This is a genomic window from Pseudomonas sp. TE6283 (genome assembly GCF_054060555.1).
Genome location: NZ_JBSSDH010000007.1, coordinates 100275 through 119788 on the forward strand (window position 1 = coordinate 100275; position 19514 = coordinate 119788).

The following is a 19514-nucleotide window of genomic DNA, read 5'->3' on the forward strand; positions in this document are numbered from 1 at the left end:
ACGAGGGATACGTGGTCCTTCGTGGGAGCGGGCTTGCCCCGCGATGGGGCGCTTGCAACGGTGCTGCTTAGAAGGTCATCTCCTTCACATCATCCGCCACGATCAGCTTGCCGGCGGTCTTCTCGATGATTTCCTCGACGCTCACGCCCGGGGCGGTCTCGCGCAGGATGAAGGCGCCGTTTTCGATCTCAAGGTAGGCCAGGTCGGTCAGCACCTTGCGGATGCAGCCGGCGCCGGTCAGCGGCAGGCTGCACTTGGGCAGCAGCTTGGACTCACCGTCCTTGGAGGCGTGGGTCATGGTGACGATGATGTTGTCGGCACCGGCCACCAGGTCCATGGCGCCGCCCATGCCCTTGACCAGCTTGCCGGGGATCATCCACGAGGCGATGTTGCCTTCCACGTCCACCTCGAAGGCGCCAAGCACGGTGAGGTCGACATGGCCGCCACGGATCATGGCGAAGGATTGCGCCGAATCGAAGATCGACGCGCCACGGCGGGCGGTGACGGTCTGCTTGCCGGCGTTGATCATGTCGGCGTCGATCGTGGCTTCGGTGGGGAACTCGCCCATGCCCAGCAGGCCGTTCTCCGACTGCAGCATCACTTCCATGCCCTCGGGCACGTAGTTGGCCACCAGGGTGGGGATGCCGATGCCGAGGTTGACGTAGTAGCCGTCCTTCAGTTCACGGGCGACGCGTTGCGCCATTTGTTCGCGGGTCAATGCCATGGTCAGGATCTCTTTGTTGTTCTTGAGGGCGGCGCTCAGGCCTTGACGGTGCGCTTTTCGATGCGCTTCTCGAAGGTGCCGACGATGACCCGGTCGACATAGATGCCCGGGGTGTGGATCTCGCTGGGCAGCAGCACGCCGGGCTCGACGATCTCTTCGACCTCGACCACGGTGATCTTGCCGGCAGTGGCGGCCAGCGGGTTGAAGTTCTGCGCGGTGTTGCGGTACACCACGTTGCCGTAGTGGTCGGCCTTCCAGCCTTTGACAATGGCGAAGTCGCCGGTGATGGATTCTTCGAGGATGTATTTGCGGCCGTTGAACTCGCGTACTTCCTTGCCTTCGGCAACCGGGGTGCCGTAACCGGTGGCGGTGAAGAAGGCCGGGATGCCGGCGCCGCCGGCACGCATCTTCTCGGCCAGGGTGCCTTGCGGGGTGAGTTCCACTTCCAGTTCGCCGCTGAGCAGCTGGCGTTCGAACTCGGCGTTCTCGCCGACGTAGGAGGCGATCATCTTGCGGATCTGCCGGTCCTCGAGCAGCACGCCCAGGCCGAAGCCGTCGACGCCGCAGTTGTTGGACACCACGGTCAGGCCCTTGACGCCGCGGCGCTTGATCTCGGCGATGAGGTTCTCGGGGATGCCGCACAGGCCAAAGCCGCCGGCCAGCACGGTCATGCCGTCGGTCAGGCCCGCCAGGGCCTCTTCATAAGTTGCTACACGCTTGTCCAGTCCGGCCATGCTCAGTCGCCTTTTGTAGTTGTTGGAACCGTACGGTCATCTTCACTGTAGTCGACTGATTTGTTAATTTTGTTTTCGTCATCGATTGATAATTTTTACAAAACAAAAGGCCACTCCTCATGAACGTCAAGCAGCTGCGCGCCTTCGTCACCGTGGCCAAGTACCAGAGCTTCGCCCAGGCCGGCGAGCATCTGCACGTCTCGCAACCGGCCCTGAGCCTGACCATCAAGGCCTTGGAGGACAACCTTGGCGGCGCCCTGCTCACCCGCACCACCCGCAGCGTCAGCCTGACTCCCGAGGGCGAGGTGCTGCTGCCCCTGGCCCGGCGCCTGCTGGCCGACTGGGACGACACCGAGGAGATGCTGCGCCAGCGCTTCACCCTGCAGCTGGGGCGGGTCTCGGTGGCGGCCATGCCGGCCTTCGCCGGCAACCTGCTGCCGCAATCGCTGAAGGTGTTCCGCCAGCGCTACCCCAAGGTCAACGTCACCGTGCACGACGTGATCAACGAGCAGGTGCTGGAACTGGTACGCCACCGTCGCGTCGAACTGGGCATCGGCTTCGAGCCTGAAAGCAGCGAGGCGCTGCGCTTTCACCCGCTGTACATGGACCGCTTCGTCGCCGTGGTACCGGCCGACTCGCCCCTTGCCCACCAGCATCAGGTGCGTTGGCAGGAGCTGCTGGCCGAGGATTTCATCGCCCTGCAACGGCCTTCGGCGGTGCGCCTGCTGCTTGAGCAGCACCTGGCCGCCAACCATGGCAAGCTGGCAGTGGCCTTCGAAAGCCACCAACTGTCGACCATCGGTCGCATGGTCGCCAGCGGCCTGGGTGTCAGCGCGGTGCCGGCGCTGTGCATCGGGCAGATGCAGGAGCTCGGCGCCCGTTGCGTGCCGTTGGTCGAACCGACCGTGGAGCGGCGCATCGGCGTGATCGCCCTGGGCGATCACAAGCTGTCCAAGGCCGCCGAGGCGCTGCTCGATGTGCTGCTGACCCATACCCATCCACAGGAGGTGACATGCGTTACGTGAATCTGGCGGGCTCCCGCGTTCCGGCCATCGGCCAGGGTACCTGGTACATGGGCGAAGACCCGGGCCGCAGGGCCGCCGAGGTGGCGGCGCTGCAGCAGGGTATCGAGCTGGGCCTGGGCCTGATCGACACTGCGGAAATGTACGCCGAGGGTGGCGCCGAGCAGGTGGTCGGCCAGGCCATCGCCGGGCGTCGCGACCAGGTGTTCCTGGTCAGCAAGGTCTACCCGCACAATGCCAGCCGACGCGCTGTACCGGCCGCCTGCGAGCGCAGCCTCCGGCGCCTGGGCACCGACTGCATCGACCTGTACCTTCTGCACTGGCGCGGCCAGTATCCGCTGGAGGAGACCGTCGAAGCGTTCGAGCGCCTGGTCGAGCAAGGCAAGATCCGTCGCTGGGGCGTGTCCAACTTCGACCTCGACGACCTGCGCGAGCTCGACAACCCCGCCTGTGCCACCAACCAGGTGCTGTACAACCCGGCCGAGCGCGGCATCGAGTTCGACCTGCTGCCGTGGAGCCGCCAGCAGGGCTTGCCGACCATGGCCTACTGCCCGCTGGCCCAGGCCGGGCGCCTGCTGCGCCACCCGGTGGTGACGCAGGTCGCTGAGCGCCACGGTGCTACGCCGGCCCAGGTGAGCCTGGCCTGGGTGACGCGGGGTGAAGGGGTAATCGCGATTCCCAAGGCGGTCAATCCGGAGCATGTGCGCCTGAACGCGGCGGCGGCCGACCTGGTGCTTGCCGAAGAAGACCTGCAAGACATCGAGCAGGCATTCCCCGCTCCGACACGCAAGCAGCGCCTGGCGATGGTCTGAGTTGCCTGCACGAGGGGCCGCACCGCGGCCCTATCGCCGGCAAGCCGGCTCCCACACCGGCCGTGCCACCTTCAAGCCAAGCGCCAATGACTAGTGGAAGTCCCGGCTGCGCACATCCAGCCCCTGCAACAGGAGGCTGATGTCCTCGAGGCGCCGGGCGATCAGGTGCCGTACCCCGCTCTCCTGCTCCAGCCGCCCGCTCACCTTGAGCAACTTCGAACCCACCAGTGCCCGCCGCTGGCGCTCGGCCAGGTCGCGCCAGACCACCACATTGACCATCCCGTGCTCATCCTCGAGGGTGACGAAGGTCACACCGCTGGCGGTCTGCGGGCGCTGGCGCCCGACCACGATGCCGGCCACGGCGACAGTGTCGCCATGCTCGACCCCCGCCAGCTCCGTCGAGCTGCGACAGCCCAGTGCCCGCAAGCGTGAGCGCAGCAGGGTCAAAGGATGCGGCCCGAGGGTGGTGCCCAGGGTGGCGTAGTCGGCGGCCAGGTCCTCGGCGACACTCGGCACCGGCAACGCCACCGCCTGCTCGTACACCGGCTCGAGCCCGGCGAACAACGGCAACTGCGATTGCACCGCCGCCACCTGCCAACGTGCCTGGTGACGGTCACCGACCAGCCCGCGCAACGCCCCGGCATCCGCAAGGCGCGCACGGGCACGAGCATCGAGCCCGGCGCGCAGGCACAGGTCCTCGACGTCGCGCCACGGGCGCTGTGCCCGCGCCTGTGCCAGGCGACAGGCATCGTCTTCACCAAAGCCACGGATCTGGCGCAACCCCAGGCGGATGGCCAACGCCCCCTCGCCCACGGCCTCCAGGGTGCAGTCCCAGTCGCTGTGGAACACATCCACCGGGCGCACCTCGATCCCTTGGCGGCGGGCCTCCTGCAACAACTGGTCGGGACTGTAGAAGCCCATCGGCCAGCTGTTGACCAGTGCGCAGGTGAAGATCGCCGGCTCATGGCACTTGAGCCAACTGCTGGCATAGCACAGCAGGGCGAAACTGGCGGCGTGGGACTCGGGGAAACCGTAGCTGCCAAAGCCCTTGATCTGCTCGAAGATGCGCTCGGCAAAGGCCAGTTCGTAGCCATTGCGCAGCATGCCCGCGATCAGCCGCTCGCGGTGCGGCTCCAGCCCGCCATGGCGCTTCCAGGCGGCCATGCTGCGGCGCAACTGGTCGGCCTCGCCCGGGCTGTAGTCGGCGGCGACCATGGCCAGCTCCATCACCTGCTCCTGGAACAACGGCACCCCCAGGGTGCGCTCGAAGACGGCCTGGAGTTTTTCCGATGGATAGGTGACCGGCTCCTGCTTGAGCCGGCGCCGCAGGTACGGGTGGACCATGTCGCCCTGGATCGGCCCGGGACGGACGATGGCCACCTCGATCACCAGGTCGTAGAACTTCACCGGCTTGAGCCGGGGCAGCATGGCCATTTGTGCCCGCGACTCGATCTGGAACACACCCATGGTCTCGGCGCGGCCGATCATGGCGTAGGTGGCCGGGTCCTCCTTGGGCAGGGTCGCCAGCGTGTACTCGCGTCCCCGGTGCCGGGTGATCAGGTCGAAGCAGCGGCGCAGCGCGCTGAGCATGCCCAGCGCCAGCACATCGACCTTGAGCAGGCCGACCATGTCCAGGTCATCCTTGTCCCACTGGATCACCGTGCGCTCGGCCATTGCCGCGTTCTCCACCGGCACCAACCGGTCCAGCGGCTGCTCGGAGATGACGAAGCCACCGGGATGCTGCGACAGGTGCCGGGGAAAGCCGATCAGTTCCCCCGCCAGCACCAGGATGCGCCGCAGCGAGGGACTGTGCGCATCAAAGCCGGCCTCGGCCAGGCGCCCGGCATCGGGAATGCGATCGCTCCAGCGTCCGCAGCACTTGGCCAGGGCATCCACCTGGTCAGCTGGCAGGCCAAGCACCCGGGCCACATCGCGCACCGCGCCGGCGGCATGGTAGCTGCTGACCACCGCAGTGAGTGCCGCCCGGTGTCGGCCGTAACGGCGGAACACGTACTGGATCACCTCTTCGCGGCGATCATGCTCGAAGTCCACGTCGATGTCCGGCGGCTCGTTGCGCTCGCGGGAGAGGAAGCGCTCGAACAAAAGGCGGTGCTCCATGGGGTCGAGCTCGGTGATGCCGAGCACGAAACACACCACCGAGTTGGCCGCCGAACCGCGCCCCTGGCAAAGGATACGCTGGCGGCGGGCGAAGGCGACGATGTCGTGGACAGTCAGGAAGTAACTCTCGTAGCCCAGCTCCTCGATCAATGCCAGCTCCCGTTCCAGCACCGTGCGCACCTTGTCGCTCGGGCCCTGGGGCCAGCGTTCGGGCAGGCCGCGCCGGCACAGTTCGCGCAACCAGCTGGCCGGGGTCTGCCCTGCGGGCACCAGTTCCCGTGGGTACTGGTAGTTCAGCTGGGACAGGTCGAAGGTGCAGCGCCCGGCAATCCGCAGGGTCGGCGCGAGCAGATCGTCCGGGTACAGTTCGCGCAACTGGTCGAGCGAGCGCAGGTGACGCTCGCCGTTGGCGAACAGGAAACGCCCCGCCTCGGCGACCGCGCACTGTTCGCGGATGGCGGTCATGCAGTCCTGCAGCGCCCGCCGCCCGCGCACATGCATGTGCACATCGCCGCAGGCCACCAGCGGGATCTCCAGCCGAGTCCCAAGCGCGCGCAACTGTGCCAGACGCCGGGTGTCGTCGGCCCCGCGATGCAGGTGCACCGCCAGCCACAGGCGCTCGCCGAACAGCGGCCGCAACCAGCCCGCGTCGCCGTCGTCGGGCTCGGCCACCCACAGCGCCAGCAAGCCCTGGTGATGGGCCTCGAGGTCCTCGACGAGCAACTGGTAGCTGCCCTTCTCCGAGCGCCGCCGGGCGCGAGTGATCAGCGCGCAGAGATTCTGGTAACCGGCAAGGTCCTCCACCAGCAGCACCAGCTTCGGCCCCTGGTGCACCCGCACCTCGCTGCCGACGATCAGCTTCAACTGATGCTGCTTCGCCGCCTGCCAGGCCCGGACAATCCCCGCCAGCGTGCATTCGTCGGTGATCGCCAGGGCCTGGTAGCCCTGCTCGCGGGCGCGGCGAAACAGTTCGTCGGCACTGGAAGCACCACGCTGGAAACTGAAGTTCGACAAGCAGTGCAGCTCCGCATACGCCGGACCGTTCATGCGAACCAGCCCTGCAACCACAGTGGCCCCGGGGCCGCCAGGTCGCGGAAGGCCCAGCCGCACAGGCCATCGCGGGTCTCGATGCGGTAGTAGTCGCGGCGCACGTCGCCACCGTCCCACCAACCGGACTCGATGCGTTCGGCGGCCCCCAGCAGTTGCAGGCCGGCCTCGCTCAAGAGCTGGGGCGTGGGCAGCAGCCAACCGGGACGACGACCAGGGGCCATCACCCGTTGGCCTTGGGCGCCCTGCTCCACGCCTTGCCAGGCGCGCTCGGGGCGATGGTCGGCTTCGGCGCGCAGCCCCCTGACCGCCTCGTCACCGAGCCGCGCCCGCAGCCGTTCACGCAACTGCTCCCAGGGCTGGACCTGCTGCGCGCGCGGGTCGAACAGCGCCTGGCGTTGAGGCACGAAGGGCGGCAGGTCGGCGGCCAGCAGGCGCAGGTTGCGCACCGGCGCCGGGATACGCAGCGGCTCCAGGCGGCCACGGGCCAGCTCGAACAGCAGCGAAGCGTCGCGCTCGGCGGCCAGCAGGCCGACCTTGAGCACGGTGTCCGCGCCTTCGGCGTGCTCCAGGTGCAGCTCGAAACGCTGCACGCCGCAGTCGCGCCCGGCGAGGAAGGCCGCCAGGTCACTGATGAGGCGACGCAAGGGGAACAGCAGCGCCTGATGCGACTCGACATCGAAGTTCAGCTCCAGCCGCGCCTCGAAACGATCGGGCGGCTGGTAGAAGTCCAGCCCCAGGTTGCGCAGGCCGAGCAACTGGTCCAGGTGCAGTTGCACCTGGGCGCTGAAGCGCCTGGCCAAGGCATCGCGCGGCAGCGCCAGCACCTGTCCGAGCCGCCACAGCCCCATACCGGCGAAGGCCTCGGCTGCCTCGGCCGGCAGGCCGACACGGTTGACGGGCATCTCCAGCAAGGCAGCGCGGGTCGCCTGCGGGCAGGTCAGCACCAGGCCGTCATGGCCGTTGGCGAGCATCCTCGCCGCCACCGGGTTGCTGGCCACGACAATGCGCTGGCGCAGCCCCAGCGCCGCCAGTTCCTGGCGCAAGCGCGCCTCGAACAGCGGCCAGGGGCCGAACAACTGCAGGCTCGAGCCCACCTCCAGCAGCAACGCACGGGGATAGTGAAGACTGACTTGGGCGCTGAAACGGTAGGCCCAGGCCGCCAGCAACTGCTGCAACTGCTCGATACGCGCCGGCTCGACCTCGACGCAGGTGAAACCGTCGGCCAGGGCGCGGGCGGCGGTCAGCGTCTGCCCTGCGCGCAGCCCCAGCTCACTGGCCGCCGGGTTGACCGCCCGCAGCACACGGCGCTGGGGCGGACCGCCCAGCAGCACCAGCGGCGCCTCGGGGTCGTCGCGTTCGCGCAGGACGGTGTCCAGCGCCAGCTGTGGCAACAGGATGCAGGCCCAGAGCATGGCGCATTACTCCCGCCCGGGGCAGGCGATGGGCGTGACCGGCGCCAGGCCGCCCCGGCACTTGAGCACGCGCCACTGCGCCGGACGCAGGTCGAGGGCAATGCGCAGGGCGGCGGGCGAAGGGTTCAGCGCGGCCTGGTGCGGGCGACAGGCGAACGCCAGCGCATCGCCGGTCTCCGCAGCCACCTGCAGGCGCCGCAGGGCACGGTCGTCGGCACGCTCTGGCCAGCACAGCACCGCGGCGCAACTGCCCGAGCGCAGGCACTGCTCGGCAGCCCACAAGGCATCGATCGCCTCGGCGTCGACCTGCACCAGCCAGCGCAGGTCCACCCCGGCGGCCTTCCAGGCCGGCGCATAGGGGATGAACGGCGGCGCCACCAGCACCACCCGCAGCCCCTCGCCCGTCAGCCGGGCGAGCGTCGGCCAGAGCAGTTGCAGTTCGCCGCAACCGGGGCTGGCCAGCAGCAGTTCGCTCAGCGCCGCCGCCGGCCAGCCGCCTTCCGGCAGACGCTGGTCGAGGCCGGCATGCCCGGTGGGCTGCAGGCCCTGCGGACGTGCCTGGGCCTGCCGCCCGCGCCATACCTGGCGCTGGTCGAGCAAACGGTCGAGGTCGACCACGGCGCCCATCAATCACGCCTCAGCAGGCCGCAGAACACGCCTTCGATGAAGAAATCGCGCCCGGGGCTCACGTCGATGGGGGCATAGGCCGGGTTGCGCGGCAGCAGGCGATAGCCATCACGGGTGCGCTGCAGGCGCTTGATGGTGACTTCGCCGTCGAGCCGGGCGACCACGATCTGCCCGTCACGGGCCTCGCCCTGCTGGCGAATGCCGACCAGGTCGCCGTCGAAGATGCCGTCGTCGACCATCGAGTCGCCGCGCACCTTGAGCAGGTAGTCGGGGGTGCGCCGGAACAGGCTGGGGTCGAGCAGCAGTTGCTCGTGGATGTCGAGGTCGGGGCCGATCGGCGCACCGGCGGCGACCTGGCCAAGCACCGGCACCTCTAGGATCTCGGGTCGGCGCAGGGGCTCGGCCAGGCGGATGCCACGCGCCTGGTTGGGCGTGACGTCGATGAACCCGGCCTGGCTCAGGGCGGTGATGTGCTTGCGCGCCACGCTGCGCGAGGCGAAACCGAAGCGCTCGGCGATATCGGCCAGCGACGGTGGCTGGCCTTGATCGGTGATGCGCTCGCGGATGAACGCGAGGATGGCGCGGCGTTTGGGGGATAAAGTGTCCATGGAGCACATTTGTACTCTTTTTTCATGACACTGAACAGCTCCCTTCGTCGCCGGCCCTCAGTGATGAGAACTGAAAAGGCCTAAAACACCCAAATCGACCCTACCTCACATTCCCTGAACTGTATAAAGTAAGCTAGCAGCACCATCGCCTTTCCAGCGTTTCAGCAGCCCCCCTAGAATCGCTGCTACCTCATCCTTCGTGGCATCAGGGCCCGGGGCCTTGTCCTTTAAGTCTGAAGGCCAAGCACCGCTGTCGACCAGAGACGCAACCCAGCCACGCAACACTTCCTCATCGGTTCCTTTGAGAACGACGTTCTCGAAACCTTTCTCAGGCGCTTGATAGGGGTAGTCGACCGACGCCCTAATAGCTTCCAGTTGCTCGGGTGCCTGCTCGTCGAAAACGGCATAGACCTTCTTCCCGAGCCTGCGGTAGCAGGCACCCATCGGAGCGATCAGCGAGTCAGTCGTCGCATCGATGATTGGATACCCAACGCCCCAAGCGGCATGAAAACTCCGGCTCCTGCTGATGAAGCAGTCGCGCTACGGCGGGCCAAGCGTCATATCCCGTCCGGCCTTCGGCAATCAGCACCCGCCGTGCCAGAAGGGCCTCACACGCACGCAGCCGCATGTTGCGAGGTAAACAGCGCCTGGGCTGACTTGCTGCGCACACCGTTGATGATGCGTTTTGAATATGCGACGGGATTGACGTGCGTCAACATGTCGCACCATGTGCGCCCTCGATTTTAAATAACATTCGATATTCAAAAACAAAATCGTGAGAGCATAGCCATGAAAAGCGTATTGATATTCTCCTTCTGCCTGTCGCTGGCCCCCCTAGCCCACGCAACGCAGGCCCCGGAAAGCGTGTTTAATCGCAGCTGTCAGATGTGCCATAACGGCCAGCTGCCCATGGCGCCTAGGAAAGGCGACACCGAAGCCTGGAAGCCACGGCTTGCCCAGGGCCAGGAAGTGCTGGTCAAGCACGTCACCGAGGGCTTCAACGCCATGCCGCCACGGGGCTTGTGCATGGACTGCACGGCGCAGGACTACGCAGCGGTGATCGACTGGATGTCCAAGCCTTGAGCTGATTCCTGACGTGAAACGCACATTTACATAACTTATGTTGTTTTATATTGAACTGGTTGCTAGCCTCCCGGATACCGATAAAAAAACGTTCCGGGAGAACGCTCATGCAGGACTCGATAGCCAGGGCTTTTCATGACGATGGCGCCGTGTTGGTCAAAGGGCTGCTGAACAAAGAGCAGCTGGCGCGCTGTCGCGCGGCTTATGAATGGGCCGTTGAACACCACGGCCCACATGCCACCCGAATGTTCGCGGGCACAACGCAGCAGTCTCATGTGGACAATGCCAATCCTCTGGCCAAGCAACGGCTCGAGGCGCTCGTCGCGTCCCTGCCCCTGGGTAATCTCTTCGCTCACATCTGGGGCTCCAGAAACGTCTGGTACTTCGCCGAGGAGGTTTTTCTCAAAGCCGGTGGCCAAGGCTCACGCACGCTCTGGCACCAGGACACTTCTTATTTGCCGTGGGCAGGCGAACATTGGGGCAATGCCTGGATCAGCTTCGAGTCCGTCCCGCAGCGCAATGCACTGGAAATTGTCCGCGGCTCGCATCGTGGGCCGCGCTACGACGGCACCACGTTCGCCGACCCCGAGGATCCGACCCAACCACTGCATGACAACGGCGCCTTGCCCCGCCTCCCGGATATCGAGGCCGAGCGCAAGCGTGATCCAAGCGCATACGACATCCTGTCCTGGGCCACCGAACCGGGTGACGTGGTGCTGCTGCACCCTGCCTCGCTGCACGGAGGCGCCCCGGTCGACCCTGACTTCCCCAGCCGCCACACCTTTGTATTCCGCTTCTTTGGTGACGACGCCACCTTCAGGCCATTACCCAAGAACAGCAAAGCCAGATATCCGCAGCAAGGCGTACTGTTCACCGAGGAGCTTACCCACCTCTCGCCAGGCGCGCCCTTCCGCCACCCCACCTTCCGCCAAGTTGTCTGAGGAGGTACACCATGACCATCAAACCGTTGAAGCGTCAGTCCATCAACCCGCCACCTACCCAAACACTCTACGATCAGTTCCACTTCTCTCAGGCCACCCGTGTGGGCGACCTCATCTGGGTGTCGGGGCAGGTCGGTATAGATAGCGACATGAAACCTGGCGAAGATGTGGTAGCGCAGACCCACCTGGCATTCCAGTCGCTGGCCAAGGTTCTGCACGCTGCCGGCGCGAGCCTGGCGGATGTGGTCGAGCTGACGACTTTCCACACCCAGCTACGGGCCGACATGCCGGTGTTCGCCAGCATCAAGGATGAGTACTTCCCTGCGCGCTACCCCTCCTGGACGGCAGTCGGCGTTACAGAGCTGGCTTTGCCTGAATTGGTCGTGGAGATCCGCGCCGTGGCAGTCGCCGGGTGCGCCGGCACCTGACCCGCCAACGCCGATTTTTTTATGGTCTGGCGCCCCTTCCTGGTCTGCAGGCGGGTGTAATCCGCGCTCGATTTATCTATGCTGGCTTCAACATGCAAGCCAGCCACCTGATCCAGATACGTTTTCGACCTGAACTCTTGAGAACCCATGCCTGATTCCAAAGCCCCTGCCAACACCACCCCCTCCTCGGCCAGTGACAACGCCCCCCGCACGGCGGCGCGCCGAGGTCGGCCGGTGGGTGATCGAGACGCCAAACGTGCAGAACTACTGGAGGCGGCCATTGCCGTTATCGCGCGGGATGGGTACATGGGGGCGTCAATGCGCAATGTCGCAAAGCACGCGGGCTGCACCACTGGCGCGGTCACCTATTACTTTGCCAACAAGGAAGAGATGATCACCGAGGTCGCCCAGAACCTGTTCGACCAGGTCGATGCGCTACTGGCATCGAATCAACTGGACATGAACATCCCGTCGTTGCTCCGCCAATGGATGGAATGGGTCAATGTCGGCGAGTCGACGCTCTGGCTTTCCTGGCTGCAGTTGCTGACCCACGCCAGGCATGAACCGGCGTTCGCCAATGTCATCAAGCAACGGTATGCCAAGTTCCGCCAGGTGTTCACCGGCGTGATCGAGGCAGAGCAGCGTCAGGGCAAGATCCGCGACGATATACCTGCCGATGTGCTGGCGGAGCAGATCAGCACGATCTGTGATGGGTGGATGATGATGATGCCGATCGAGCCAGAGCGCTTTAGCGCCGAGCGAGGAAACGCCTTGCTCGAGGGCCTCATCACGCTGATAGCGCCGCCTGCGATGGCCAGCCGCCCCCGTAAAACCAGGTAATCCAACCTGACAGGCCAGACAAGCAATCGTCTGGCCCTGATGCACCTGGCACAGCCAATGTAGCCGGGCTCTCCCCCCAATGCAGTCTTGTTCAAGCTCAATGCTTTGCTGGCTGTACCCAAGCTGTCTTTCCCATCGCCTCTTTCTCGGGCCTCCTTGGCTTTCGCAGGCGGCTTGCGAATATCCATGGCCACGCCACCGTGAAGCCCTGCCCCCCTCCAAACGCTCGATGGCAGCGAGTTGCTCGATTTGCATGCATTTAGCGATGACGAGCGGCCATCGCCCCTTTGCATGGCGACCACGGTACGCTATTTTACATAACTACGGTTATTTAAATAAAACAATAGCGTGCCGAGGCAAAGATGAACCCAGACGACAAAACCTCATCGTCGTCATGCCGCCGGCGCCTGCTTTTGCAGGCGCTCGCAGGTGTGGCATTGGCAAGTGGAACGGGGCTGGCAGGTCGAGCGATGGCCTTGACTGTGGAAGCCCACCCACAGGATGTATTCGACGTGGTGATCATCGGTGCCGGGCTTGCCGGCCTTACGGCAGCCAGGGACCTGGATCGTGCTGGTTGCGCGTCCTTTGCCGTGCTGGAAGCGCGGGACCGAGTAGGCGGACGCACCTACAACCATCAACTCGGCAACGGCATTATCTGCGAAGCCGGCGGGCAATGGGTCGGCCCTGGGCAGACGGCCATTTTCGATCTGGCACGCGAACTGGAGGTCGAAACCTTCCCGAGCTACTACGAAGGCCGCAATGTCTACCTGGCAGGCGATGCGCGGTACGAAGAAGACCTCGGCGCAGCACCTGGCAACCCCATCACAGAAAAGCTCAACCAATTGTCGCGGCGGGTGCCGAGCAAAGAGCCCTGGACCGCGCCGGACGCGGCCGAAATCGACAAGCTGTCGGTCGCCCAGTGGCTGACTGCCCAAGGCCTCGATAACGCGAGCCGGTTCAGCTTCGACACCTCCATAGGCCTGACCACTGGTACGCCGCCTGCCAGCCTGGCCCTGCTGCATTACCTCTCGCTGATCAACTCCGCCGACTGCAGCATGGAAAAACTCGAAGGTTTCAAGGGCGGTGCCCAGGAAACCCGATTCGTCGGGGGCTCCCAGGTGTTGAGCACGCACATGGCGCAAGCGTTGGGCGAACGGCTGAAATTGTCCTGCCCGGTACGCAAGCTCGCCAGTTGGGACAAGGACATTGTCGAGATACACACTGACCGGGGTCTGCTTCGCGCACGCCAGGTCATCGTTGCGCTGCATCCCGCGCTCTGCAACCAGATCACATTCGATCCCCCTCTGCCCGAGGGGCGCGCACAATTGCAGCGGCTGTGGCCGACCCATGCACCGATGCGCAAGACGGTGCATGTCTACGATCGGCCATTCTGGCGAGACAAAGGGCTCAATGGGCAGATCAGCCAGGCCGATGGCCCCTTGATCTTTTCGTGCGACAACTCACCGCCCGATGGCAGCATCGGCGTCCTTTCAGCGTTCGTGCGCAGCGCCCAGCTTAGCCATGACGCCGAGCGGGCCAACCGAACACTCGCCGGGATCTTTGCCCAGGCATTGGGTGATGAAGCGTTGCAGGTCAGGCAATTCCACGATCACGACTGGGCGAAGGTCGACCCTTGGACCTTGACCTGCGTCGGCGCCATCCCTCCTGGTTTTCTCACCCGCTGGGGGCGTTACCTGAAACCTGCTGTCGGCCGGCTGATCTGGTCGGGCACCGAAACGGCGGATATCTGGGCCAGTGGCATGGATGGCGCGGTCCGCTCCGGCCACCGCGCCGCCCTGGAGGCGCTGCAGGCGCTCGTATCCAATGGGAGGAACGCATGATGAGACGAGCTATGCTGATCGGTATTGCGCTGGGCGTGGCGGGGCTTCTGGTGGCAGGGGCCACCGTGGGGCCGCAGCTATTGGCGGGCTATCGGTTCATGAACGCGTTGGAAAGCCACTACGCCCGCTACGACGCCGATGTTGGCGCCTGGCCCCAGCCGCAGGATACCTGCTCCAGCTGCCATGGCGTTTCTGGACAATCACAAAACCAGCAGTACCCAGCCCTCGCGGGGCAGCAGGCCAGCTACCTCCAGGCTCAGCTTCAGGCATTTGCCTCGGGCAAACGGCACAGTGCGCAAATGGAGCCGCTGGCAGCGTCATTGAGTGAGGCCCAGATACATTCACTGGCACAGTATTTTGCCAGGCAGACACCTCACAGCAGCGACCGTCCAACACCGGATGAACAGCTGTCGGCCAAGGGGCAGGCAAGTGTTGCAGCGCGTGGCTGTAGTGCATGCCACGGTGGCGATCTCATGGGAGGGGCTGCCGGCCCGCGCTTGGCGGGCCAGGGAAAAGCCTATCTGTTAAGCCAGCTCCTGGCGTTCAAGCAAGGCACTCGAACAGACCCCAATGGGGCCATGAATGTGACTGCCGGCCTACTCTCGCAAGCCGAGGCAGAAGCGCTGGCGCACTACATCGCTGGTTTCGCACCCGCCCCCCGCTGATCCATCGAAGGGCGAACGCATAGTCTTCGCCCATTCTCCGTCGTGTGATCAACCGATCGTTCAGCGCTCGGCAGAAGGTGCTCAAACTAAACATAACAATCGTTGCGTTAAATTTTGAAGCGGATTACAGTCCAGTAAAACAACAACAATCAACGGAGCTCATCGCATGCACGACTCCACTCCCCCATTCGCTGCCGGCCACGCGCCTCTTGGCCTGCGTCCTGTCATCGATCGCCATGCTCATGGCATCCCTTCTCGCCCGCATACCTGGGCAAAAGTCCCGTGCGCCCCTGTCAGTAGCCCCGGACCCACTCAGGGACTGGTCGCGCTGATGCCCATCGTTCACTCAACAACTTGGTCAGCCCCCGAAGGCGCGGAGACCCCATGAGCAACCTTCATTTCGACACCTTGATCATCGGTGCGGGCCTGTCCGGCATCGGCACGGCGTGCCACCTGATCGAAGAGTTCCCCAACCGGAATCTCGCCATACTGGAACGGCGTGAATGCATTGGTGGAACCTGGGACCTGTTCCGCTACCCCGGCATCCGTTCCGACTCGGACATGCTGAGCTACGGCTATAAGTTCCGCCTGTGGGACAGCCCTAAAGTGCTGGCCGACGGCGCCTCCATCCGCCGTTACATCCAGGACACGGCAAGGCAGTACGGCCTCACCGACAAGATCCACCATGGGCTCAAGACCCTCAATGCCAACTGGTGCAGCCAGCAGCGCCTGTGGCAGTTGACGGCCCTGCACGAGGCCAGTGGGGATATCCGGCATTACACCTGCCGCTTCCTGCTCTGCTGCACCGGCTACTACAACCACGACGACGGTTTTCTGCCCCGTTTCCCGGGCGAGGAGGACTTCAATGGCGTGCGCATCCACCCGCAGCATTGGCCTGAGGACCTGGACTACCGCGGCAAGCATGTCGTGGTGATCGGCAGTGGCGCCACGGCAGCCACGCTGATCCCGGCCATGGCCGACAAGACCCGCCACATCACCATGCTGCAGCGCTCGCCCTCCTACATCTACTCGCTGCCTTCGAACGACAAGCTCACGGCCGCGCTCTCACGTTTCATGCCAGCGAGCTGGGCCTATGGTCTGGCACGCAAGCGCAATATCCTGTTGTACCGGGCGATCTACCTTGCTTGTCGGCAGTGGCCACGCCTGATGCGCAGGGTGATTCTGTCGCACGTGCGCCGCCAGGTGGGACCGAACGCCGACATGCGCCACTTCACCCCGCATTACATGCCCTGGGACGAGCGCCTGTGCGCGGTGCCCGACGGAGATCTGTTCAAAGCCATTCGCAATGGCCAGGCGTCGGTGGAGACCGACCACATCGAACGCTTCACCGCGCAAGGCATTCGCCTGAAGTCCGGCAAGGAACTGCCGGCCGACATCATCATCACCGCCACCGGGCTCAATTTGCAGGTGCTCGGCGGCATGAGCGTGTCAGTCGATGGCATCCCTCACCCGGTGGGCGAGCAGATGACCTACAAGGGCGTGCTGCTGGAAAACCTGCCGAACATGGCATGGATCTTTGGCTACACCAACGTGTCGTGGACCCTCAAGGTCGGCCTGGCCGCGAAGTACCTGTGCCGGCTGTTCCGCTACATGGAACGCAACGGCTTCGATGTCGTGACCCCGTATGACAATGCCAACAACGCCTTGAGCGACGGGATCATGAACTCCATGAAGTCTGGCTACATCCAGCGCGACCAGCACTTCCTGCCCCGTCAGGGCCGGTCCTACCCGTGGTTTGTCTTCATGCATTACGGGCGCGACAAGAAAATGCTGTTGAAAGACCCCGTCGAGGACCATCGCCTGGAATTCCAGCGCGCCCAGCAGCGAGCGCTCACGCCGCAACCCTCCAAGGTCGCAGGCTGACGACATGACGCCCACGGCCCTGTGGCGACACCGCCCCGGGCCGGTGCATGAGAACAAGAAAGGTAAAAAGGCGAACTACCATGCTAGGTCAAATGATGACGCTTCCCCTGACCATTCCTTCACTGCTGGAGCATGCGCAGCGGTATCACGGCGATACCGAGATCGTGTCCTGTCTCCCAGGGGGCATCCTCCATCGCTACACCTACGCCGACGCCCACCAGCGCGCCAGGCAAGCGGCCAACGCCTTGGCCCGGCTGGGTATCCGACCGGGCGACCGGGTAGGCACCCTGGCCTGGAACGGCTACCGGCATTTCGAGCTCTACTATGCGATATCGGGTATGGGCGCGATCACCCACACCATCAACCCACGCCTGTACCCGGAGCAGGTTGCCTGGATTATCAGGGACGCCGAAGACCAGGTGGTGTGCTTTGACGAAAGCTTCGCCCCCCTGGTGGCCGACATTGCCGCGCAGTGCCCAAGCGTGAAGCACTGGATAGCCCTGTCGGACGCGGCGCACCTGCCACTTGCAGGCGAAACCCGACTGCTGTGCTATGAGGACCTGCTGGCTGCAGAACCTGCAACGTTCACTTGGCCGCGGCTCGATGAGAACGCGGCGGCGGCGCTATGCTACACCTCCGGGACCACCGGCAACCCCAAGGGGGTGCTCTATTCCCACCGAGCGACGCTGCTGCACGCACTGTCCAGCGCGCTACCGGACTCGCTCTCGCTGTCTGCCCGCGAGGTTGTCGCACCGGTTGTGCCGATGTTCCATGTCAATGCCTGGGGGCTGCCTTACTCCGCCCCCCTGGTGGGCGCCAAGCTGGTGCTGCCGGGTTCCGGCCTGGACGGCGAAAGTGTCTTCAGGCTGTTCGAGCAGGAGCGAGTCACCTTCTCTGCCGGTGTTCCCACCGTATGGTTGAGCCTGCAACAGTACATGCAGACGACAGGCAAGCGCCTGTCCAGCCTCCAGCGCCTGGTGGTCGGTGGTGCTGCCTGCCCGCCGGCGCTGATGCGTAGTTTCGAGCAAGCGTTCGGTATCCGAATCCAGCACGCCTGGGGCATGACCGAAATGTCGCCGATGGGTACCGTCAATACCCCGAAAGCGGCGCACCTGTCCCTGAACGAGGAAGCGCGCTTTGCCCTCGGCATCAAGCAAGGCCGCCCACCGTTCGGCATCGACCTGAAAACCGTGGACGATGCTGGCAACGAGCTTGCGCGTGACGGCAAGACCTCCGGGGCACTAGTCGTGCGGGGGCACTGGGTGGTCGACCATTACTACCGCAATGCGCAAAGCCCGTTGCTCGACGGCTGGTTCCCGACTGGCGATGTCGCGACCCTCGACCAGGATGGATTCATGCAGATCACCGACCGCGCCAAGGATGTGATCAAGTCCGGTGGCGAGTGGATCAGTTCCATCGAGCTGGAGAACATCGCGATGGGGCACCCGGCCGTCGCTGAAGCCGCCGCACTGGGAATTGCCCACCCGAAATGGGACGAACGCCCACTGCTGGTGGTTGTCGCCAAGCCTGGTCAAGCGCCGACCCGCGAGGCGATCCTGGCACTCTACGGCAGCCAGGTCGCGCGCTTCTGCATCCCTGATGATGTCGTGTTCGTCGAAGCCCTTCCCCACACCGCCACCGGCAAGGTCAGCAAGATTCAGTTGCGCCAGCAGCTGCGCGATTACCGCTGGCCGGCTTCAGCGTCACGCAAGGTGGCCTCATGAACGCCCCTGCCAGAACACGCGCCCATACCCGTGTCATCGACCCGGCTGACGGTCGGTGGCAGCGCAGGCTGCTCAACCTGCTGCTGCGCGTACTGGTGAAATCCCGCCACGGCCTGGGCATCGATATCCCCCGCCTGCGCAAGCAGTTCGCGCAGCTGGATCATCAAGGCAAGGCACTGCCGACCGACGTGCATCGGGTCAGGGTGTCGTGCAATGGCATTCCCGCGCACTGGCTGTCACCGGCCAGTTGCAGGCCTGAGCGCGTGGTGCTGTATATCCATGGTGGCGCCTTCGTCGCCTATACCCCGCAGATCTACGCGGCGATGGTTGCCGACTGGTGCAAGCCGCTCAAGGCCCGCGCGCTGATGCTGGACTACAGCCTGGCGCCCGAGCACCCCTTCCCTGCGGCGCTCGACCAAGCAGAAGGCGCCTACCGCTGGCTGCTCGAACAGGGCGTGAAGGCCGAGCATATCGTGATCGCCGGCGACTCCGCTGGCGGCAACCTGGCGCTCGCGCTGCTCCAGCGGCTAAGGGACGAAAGGGCGCGCCTGCCAAGCTGTGCAGTGCTGCTATCGCCGTTCCTCGACTTCACCCTCAGTGGCGCGAGCGTGTTGGGCAATGCCCGGCAAGATCCAATCTTCACCCTGCCTTTCGCTATCGCCGTCCGCGGTTTCTACGCACCCGCCGAACAACACGCCTCGCCTGGCGTTTCGCCGCTGTTCGGTTCCTTCGAGGGGCTGCCGCCGCTGCTGCTCCAGGTGGGCAGCAGCGAGATGCTACTGGACGACGCCGTGCGCGCCGCCGCAAAGGCAGCCGCGGCCGGCGTGCAGGTTCGCCTGGAGATCTGGCAGCAACTGCCCCACGTCTTTCAGATGATCGCGGCGCTGCCTCAGGCCCAGGAAGCACGGCGCCACATCCTGGACTTCGTCCATGACCACACGAATTGGGATGGCTAGCGCAATTCGTTCACTGATTCATCCAGACCTGTCAATCATTCCCTT

The 19514-nt window shown here is 64.8% G+C and carries 18 protein-coding genes; 11 read left to right on the plus strand and 7 right to left on the minus strand.

Annotation, left to right across the window (positions count from 1 at the left end; translation table 11 throughout):
* Positions 1–67: 67 nt before the first annotated feature.
* Both ACVWZ5_RS12030 and ACVWZ5_RS12035 read right to left on the minus strand, forming a co-directional pair.
* Entirely contained in the window at positions 68–724 is a 657-nt protein-coding gene (locus ACVWZ5_RS12030; RefSeq protein ID WP_186599809.1) for a CoA transferase subunit B, read from the minus strand.
* A gap of 35 nt (positions 725–759) precedes the next feature.
* Positions 760–1458: a CoA transferase subunit A gene (locus ACVWZ5_RS12035; RefSeq protein WP_260271728.1), complete on the minus strand. Its 699-nt coding sequence runs from the start codon at positions 1456–1458 to the stop codon at positions 760–762.
* A 119-nt stretch (positions 1459–1577) separates the two neighbouring features.
* Between ACVWZ5_RS12035 and ACVWZ5_RS12040 the strand changes: the two genes are divergently transcribed.
* Complete coding sequence (locus tag ACVWZ5_RS12040) at positions 1578–2483, plus strand: LysR family transcriptional regulator (protein WP_062574219.1); 906 nt, start codon at positions 1578–1580, stop codon at positions 2481–2483.
* Positions 2471–3292, plus strand: a complete 822-nt coding sequence (locus ACVWZ5_RS12045) for an aldo/keto reductase (RefSeq protein WP_062574220.1) — start codon at positions 2471–2473, stop codon at positions 3290–3292. Before ACVWZ5_RS12040 ends, ACVWZ5_RS12045 begins: the two co-directional genes overlap by 13 nt.
* A 90-nt stretch (positions 3293–3382) precedes the next feature.
* On the opposite strand, the gene ACVWZ5_RS12050 is transcribed toward ACVWZ5_RS12045, so the two are convergent.
* The 5 genes from ACVWZ5_RS12050 to ACVWZ5_RS12070 all read right to left on the minus strand — a co-directional run bounded on the left by ACVWZ5_RS12050 (position 3383) and on the right by ACVWZ5_RS12070 (position 9551).
* Positions 3383–6457, minus strand: coding sequence for an error-prone DNA polymerase (locus tag ACVWZ5_RS12050; RefSeq protein ID WP_301140667.1), 3075 nt, complete (start codon positions 6455–6457; stop codon positions 3383–3385).
* Entirely contained in the window at positions 6454–7872 is a 1419-nt protein-coding gene (locus ACVWZ5_RS12055; RefSeq protein ID WP_062574222.1) for a Y-family DNA polymerase, read from the minus strand. The genes ACVWZ5_RS12050 and ACVWZ5_RS12055 overlap by 4 nt, the downstream gene beginning before the upstream one ends.
* 6 nt (positions 7873–7878) lie before the next feature.
* Positions 7879–8499, minus strand: a complete 621-nt coding sequence (gene imuA, locus ACVWZ5_RS12060; protein WP_062574223.1) for a translesion DNA synthesis-associated protein ImuA — start codon at positions 8497–8499, stop codon at positions 7879–7881.
* Positions 8499–9107 carry a transcriptional repressor LexA gene (gene lexA, locus ACVWZ5_RS12065; protein WP_081100384.1) on the minus strand — a complete coding sequence of 203 codons (609 nt, stop codon included), beginning with the start codon at positions 9105–9107 and terminating at the stop codon, positions 8499–8501. Before lexA ends, imuA begins: the two co-directional genes overlap by 1 nt.
* Before the next feature lie 105 nt (positions 9108–9212).
* On the minus strand, positions 9213–9551 hold the full coding sequence (locus tag ACVWZ5_RS12070; RefSeq protein ID WP_084942152.1) for a hypothetical protein: 339 nt from the start codon (positions 9549–9551) through the stop codon (positions 9213–9215).
* A 345-nt stretch (positions 9552–9896) separates the two neighbouring features.
* On the opposite strand from ACVWZ5_RS12070, the gene ACVWZ5_RS12075 reads away from it, so the two are divergent.
* The 9 genes from ACVWZ5_RS12075 to ACVWZ5_RS12115 all read left to right on the plus strand — a co-directional run bounded on the left by ACVWZ5_RS12075 (position 9897) and on the right by ACVWZ5_RS12115 (position 19469).
* A complete protein-coding gene (locus ACVWZ5_RS12075) occupies positions 9897–10190 on the plus strand; it encodes a c-type cytochrome (protein WP_084942153.1) in 294 nt (97 codons plus the stop codon).
* 107 nt (positions 10191–10297) lie between these two features.
* Complete coding sequence (locus ACVWZ5_RS12080; RefSeq protein ID WP_084942154.1) at positions 10298–11131, plus strand: phytanoyl-CoA dioxygenase family protein; 834 nt, start codon at positions 10298–10300, stop codon at positions 11129–11131.
* Positions 11132–11142: 11 nt separating this feature from the next.
* The gene (locus ACVWZ5_RS12085; RefSeq protein WP_084942155.1) at positions 11143–11559 is read left to right on the plus strand and encodes a RidA family protein; all 417 of its coding nucleotides are present in this window, start codon (positions 11143–11145) and stop codon (positions 11557–11559) included.
* 147 nt (positions 11560–11706) lie between these two features.
* A complete protein-coding gene (locus ACVWZ5_RS12090; RefSeq protein WP_253249249.1) occupies positions 11707–12399 on the plus strand; it encodes a TetR/AcrR family transcriptional regulator in 693 nt (230 codons plus the stop codon).
* A gap of 362 nt (positions 12400–12761) precedes the next feature.
* Positions 12762–14240: a flavin monoamine oxidase family protein gene (locus ACVWZ5_RS12095; RefSeq protein WP_084942156.1), complete on the plus strand. Its 1479-nt coding sequence runs from the start codon at positions 12762–12764 to the stop codon at positions 14238–14240.
* Between the two features lie 11 nt (positions 14241–14251).
* Positions 14252–14905 (plus strand): c-type cytochrome, encoded by a 654-nt coding sequence (locus tag ACVWZ5_RS12100; protein WP_253249250.1) that lies wholly within the window; start codon positions 14252–14254, stop codon positions 14903–14905.
* Between the two features lie 384 nt (positions 14906–15289).
* A complete protein-coding gene (locus tag ACVWZ5_RS12105) occupies positions 15290–16789 on the plus strand; it encodes a flavin-containing monooxygenase (RefSeq protein WP_084942158.1) in 1500 nt (499 codons plus the stop codon).
* A gap of 80 nt (positions 16790–16869) precedes the next feature.
* Positions 16870–18513, plus strand: coding sequence for a 3-(methylthio)propionyl-CoA ligase (locus ACVWZ5_RS12110; RefSeq protein ID WP_084942159.1), 1644 nt, complete (start codon positions 16870–16872; stop codon positions 18511–18513).
* The gene (locus tag ACVWZ5_RS12115; protein WP_253249251.1) at positions 18510–19469 is read left to right on the plus strand and encodes an alpha/beta hydrolase; all 960 of its coding nucleotides are present in this window, start codon (positions 18510–18512) and stop codon (positions 19467–19469) included. Before ACVWZ5_RS12110 ends, ACVWZ5_RS12115 begins: the two co-directional genes overlap by 4 nt.
* Positions 19470–19514: the final 45 nt, after the last annotated feature.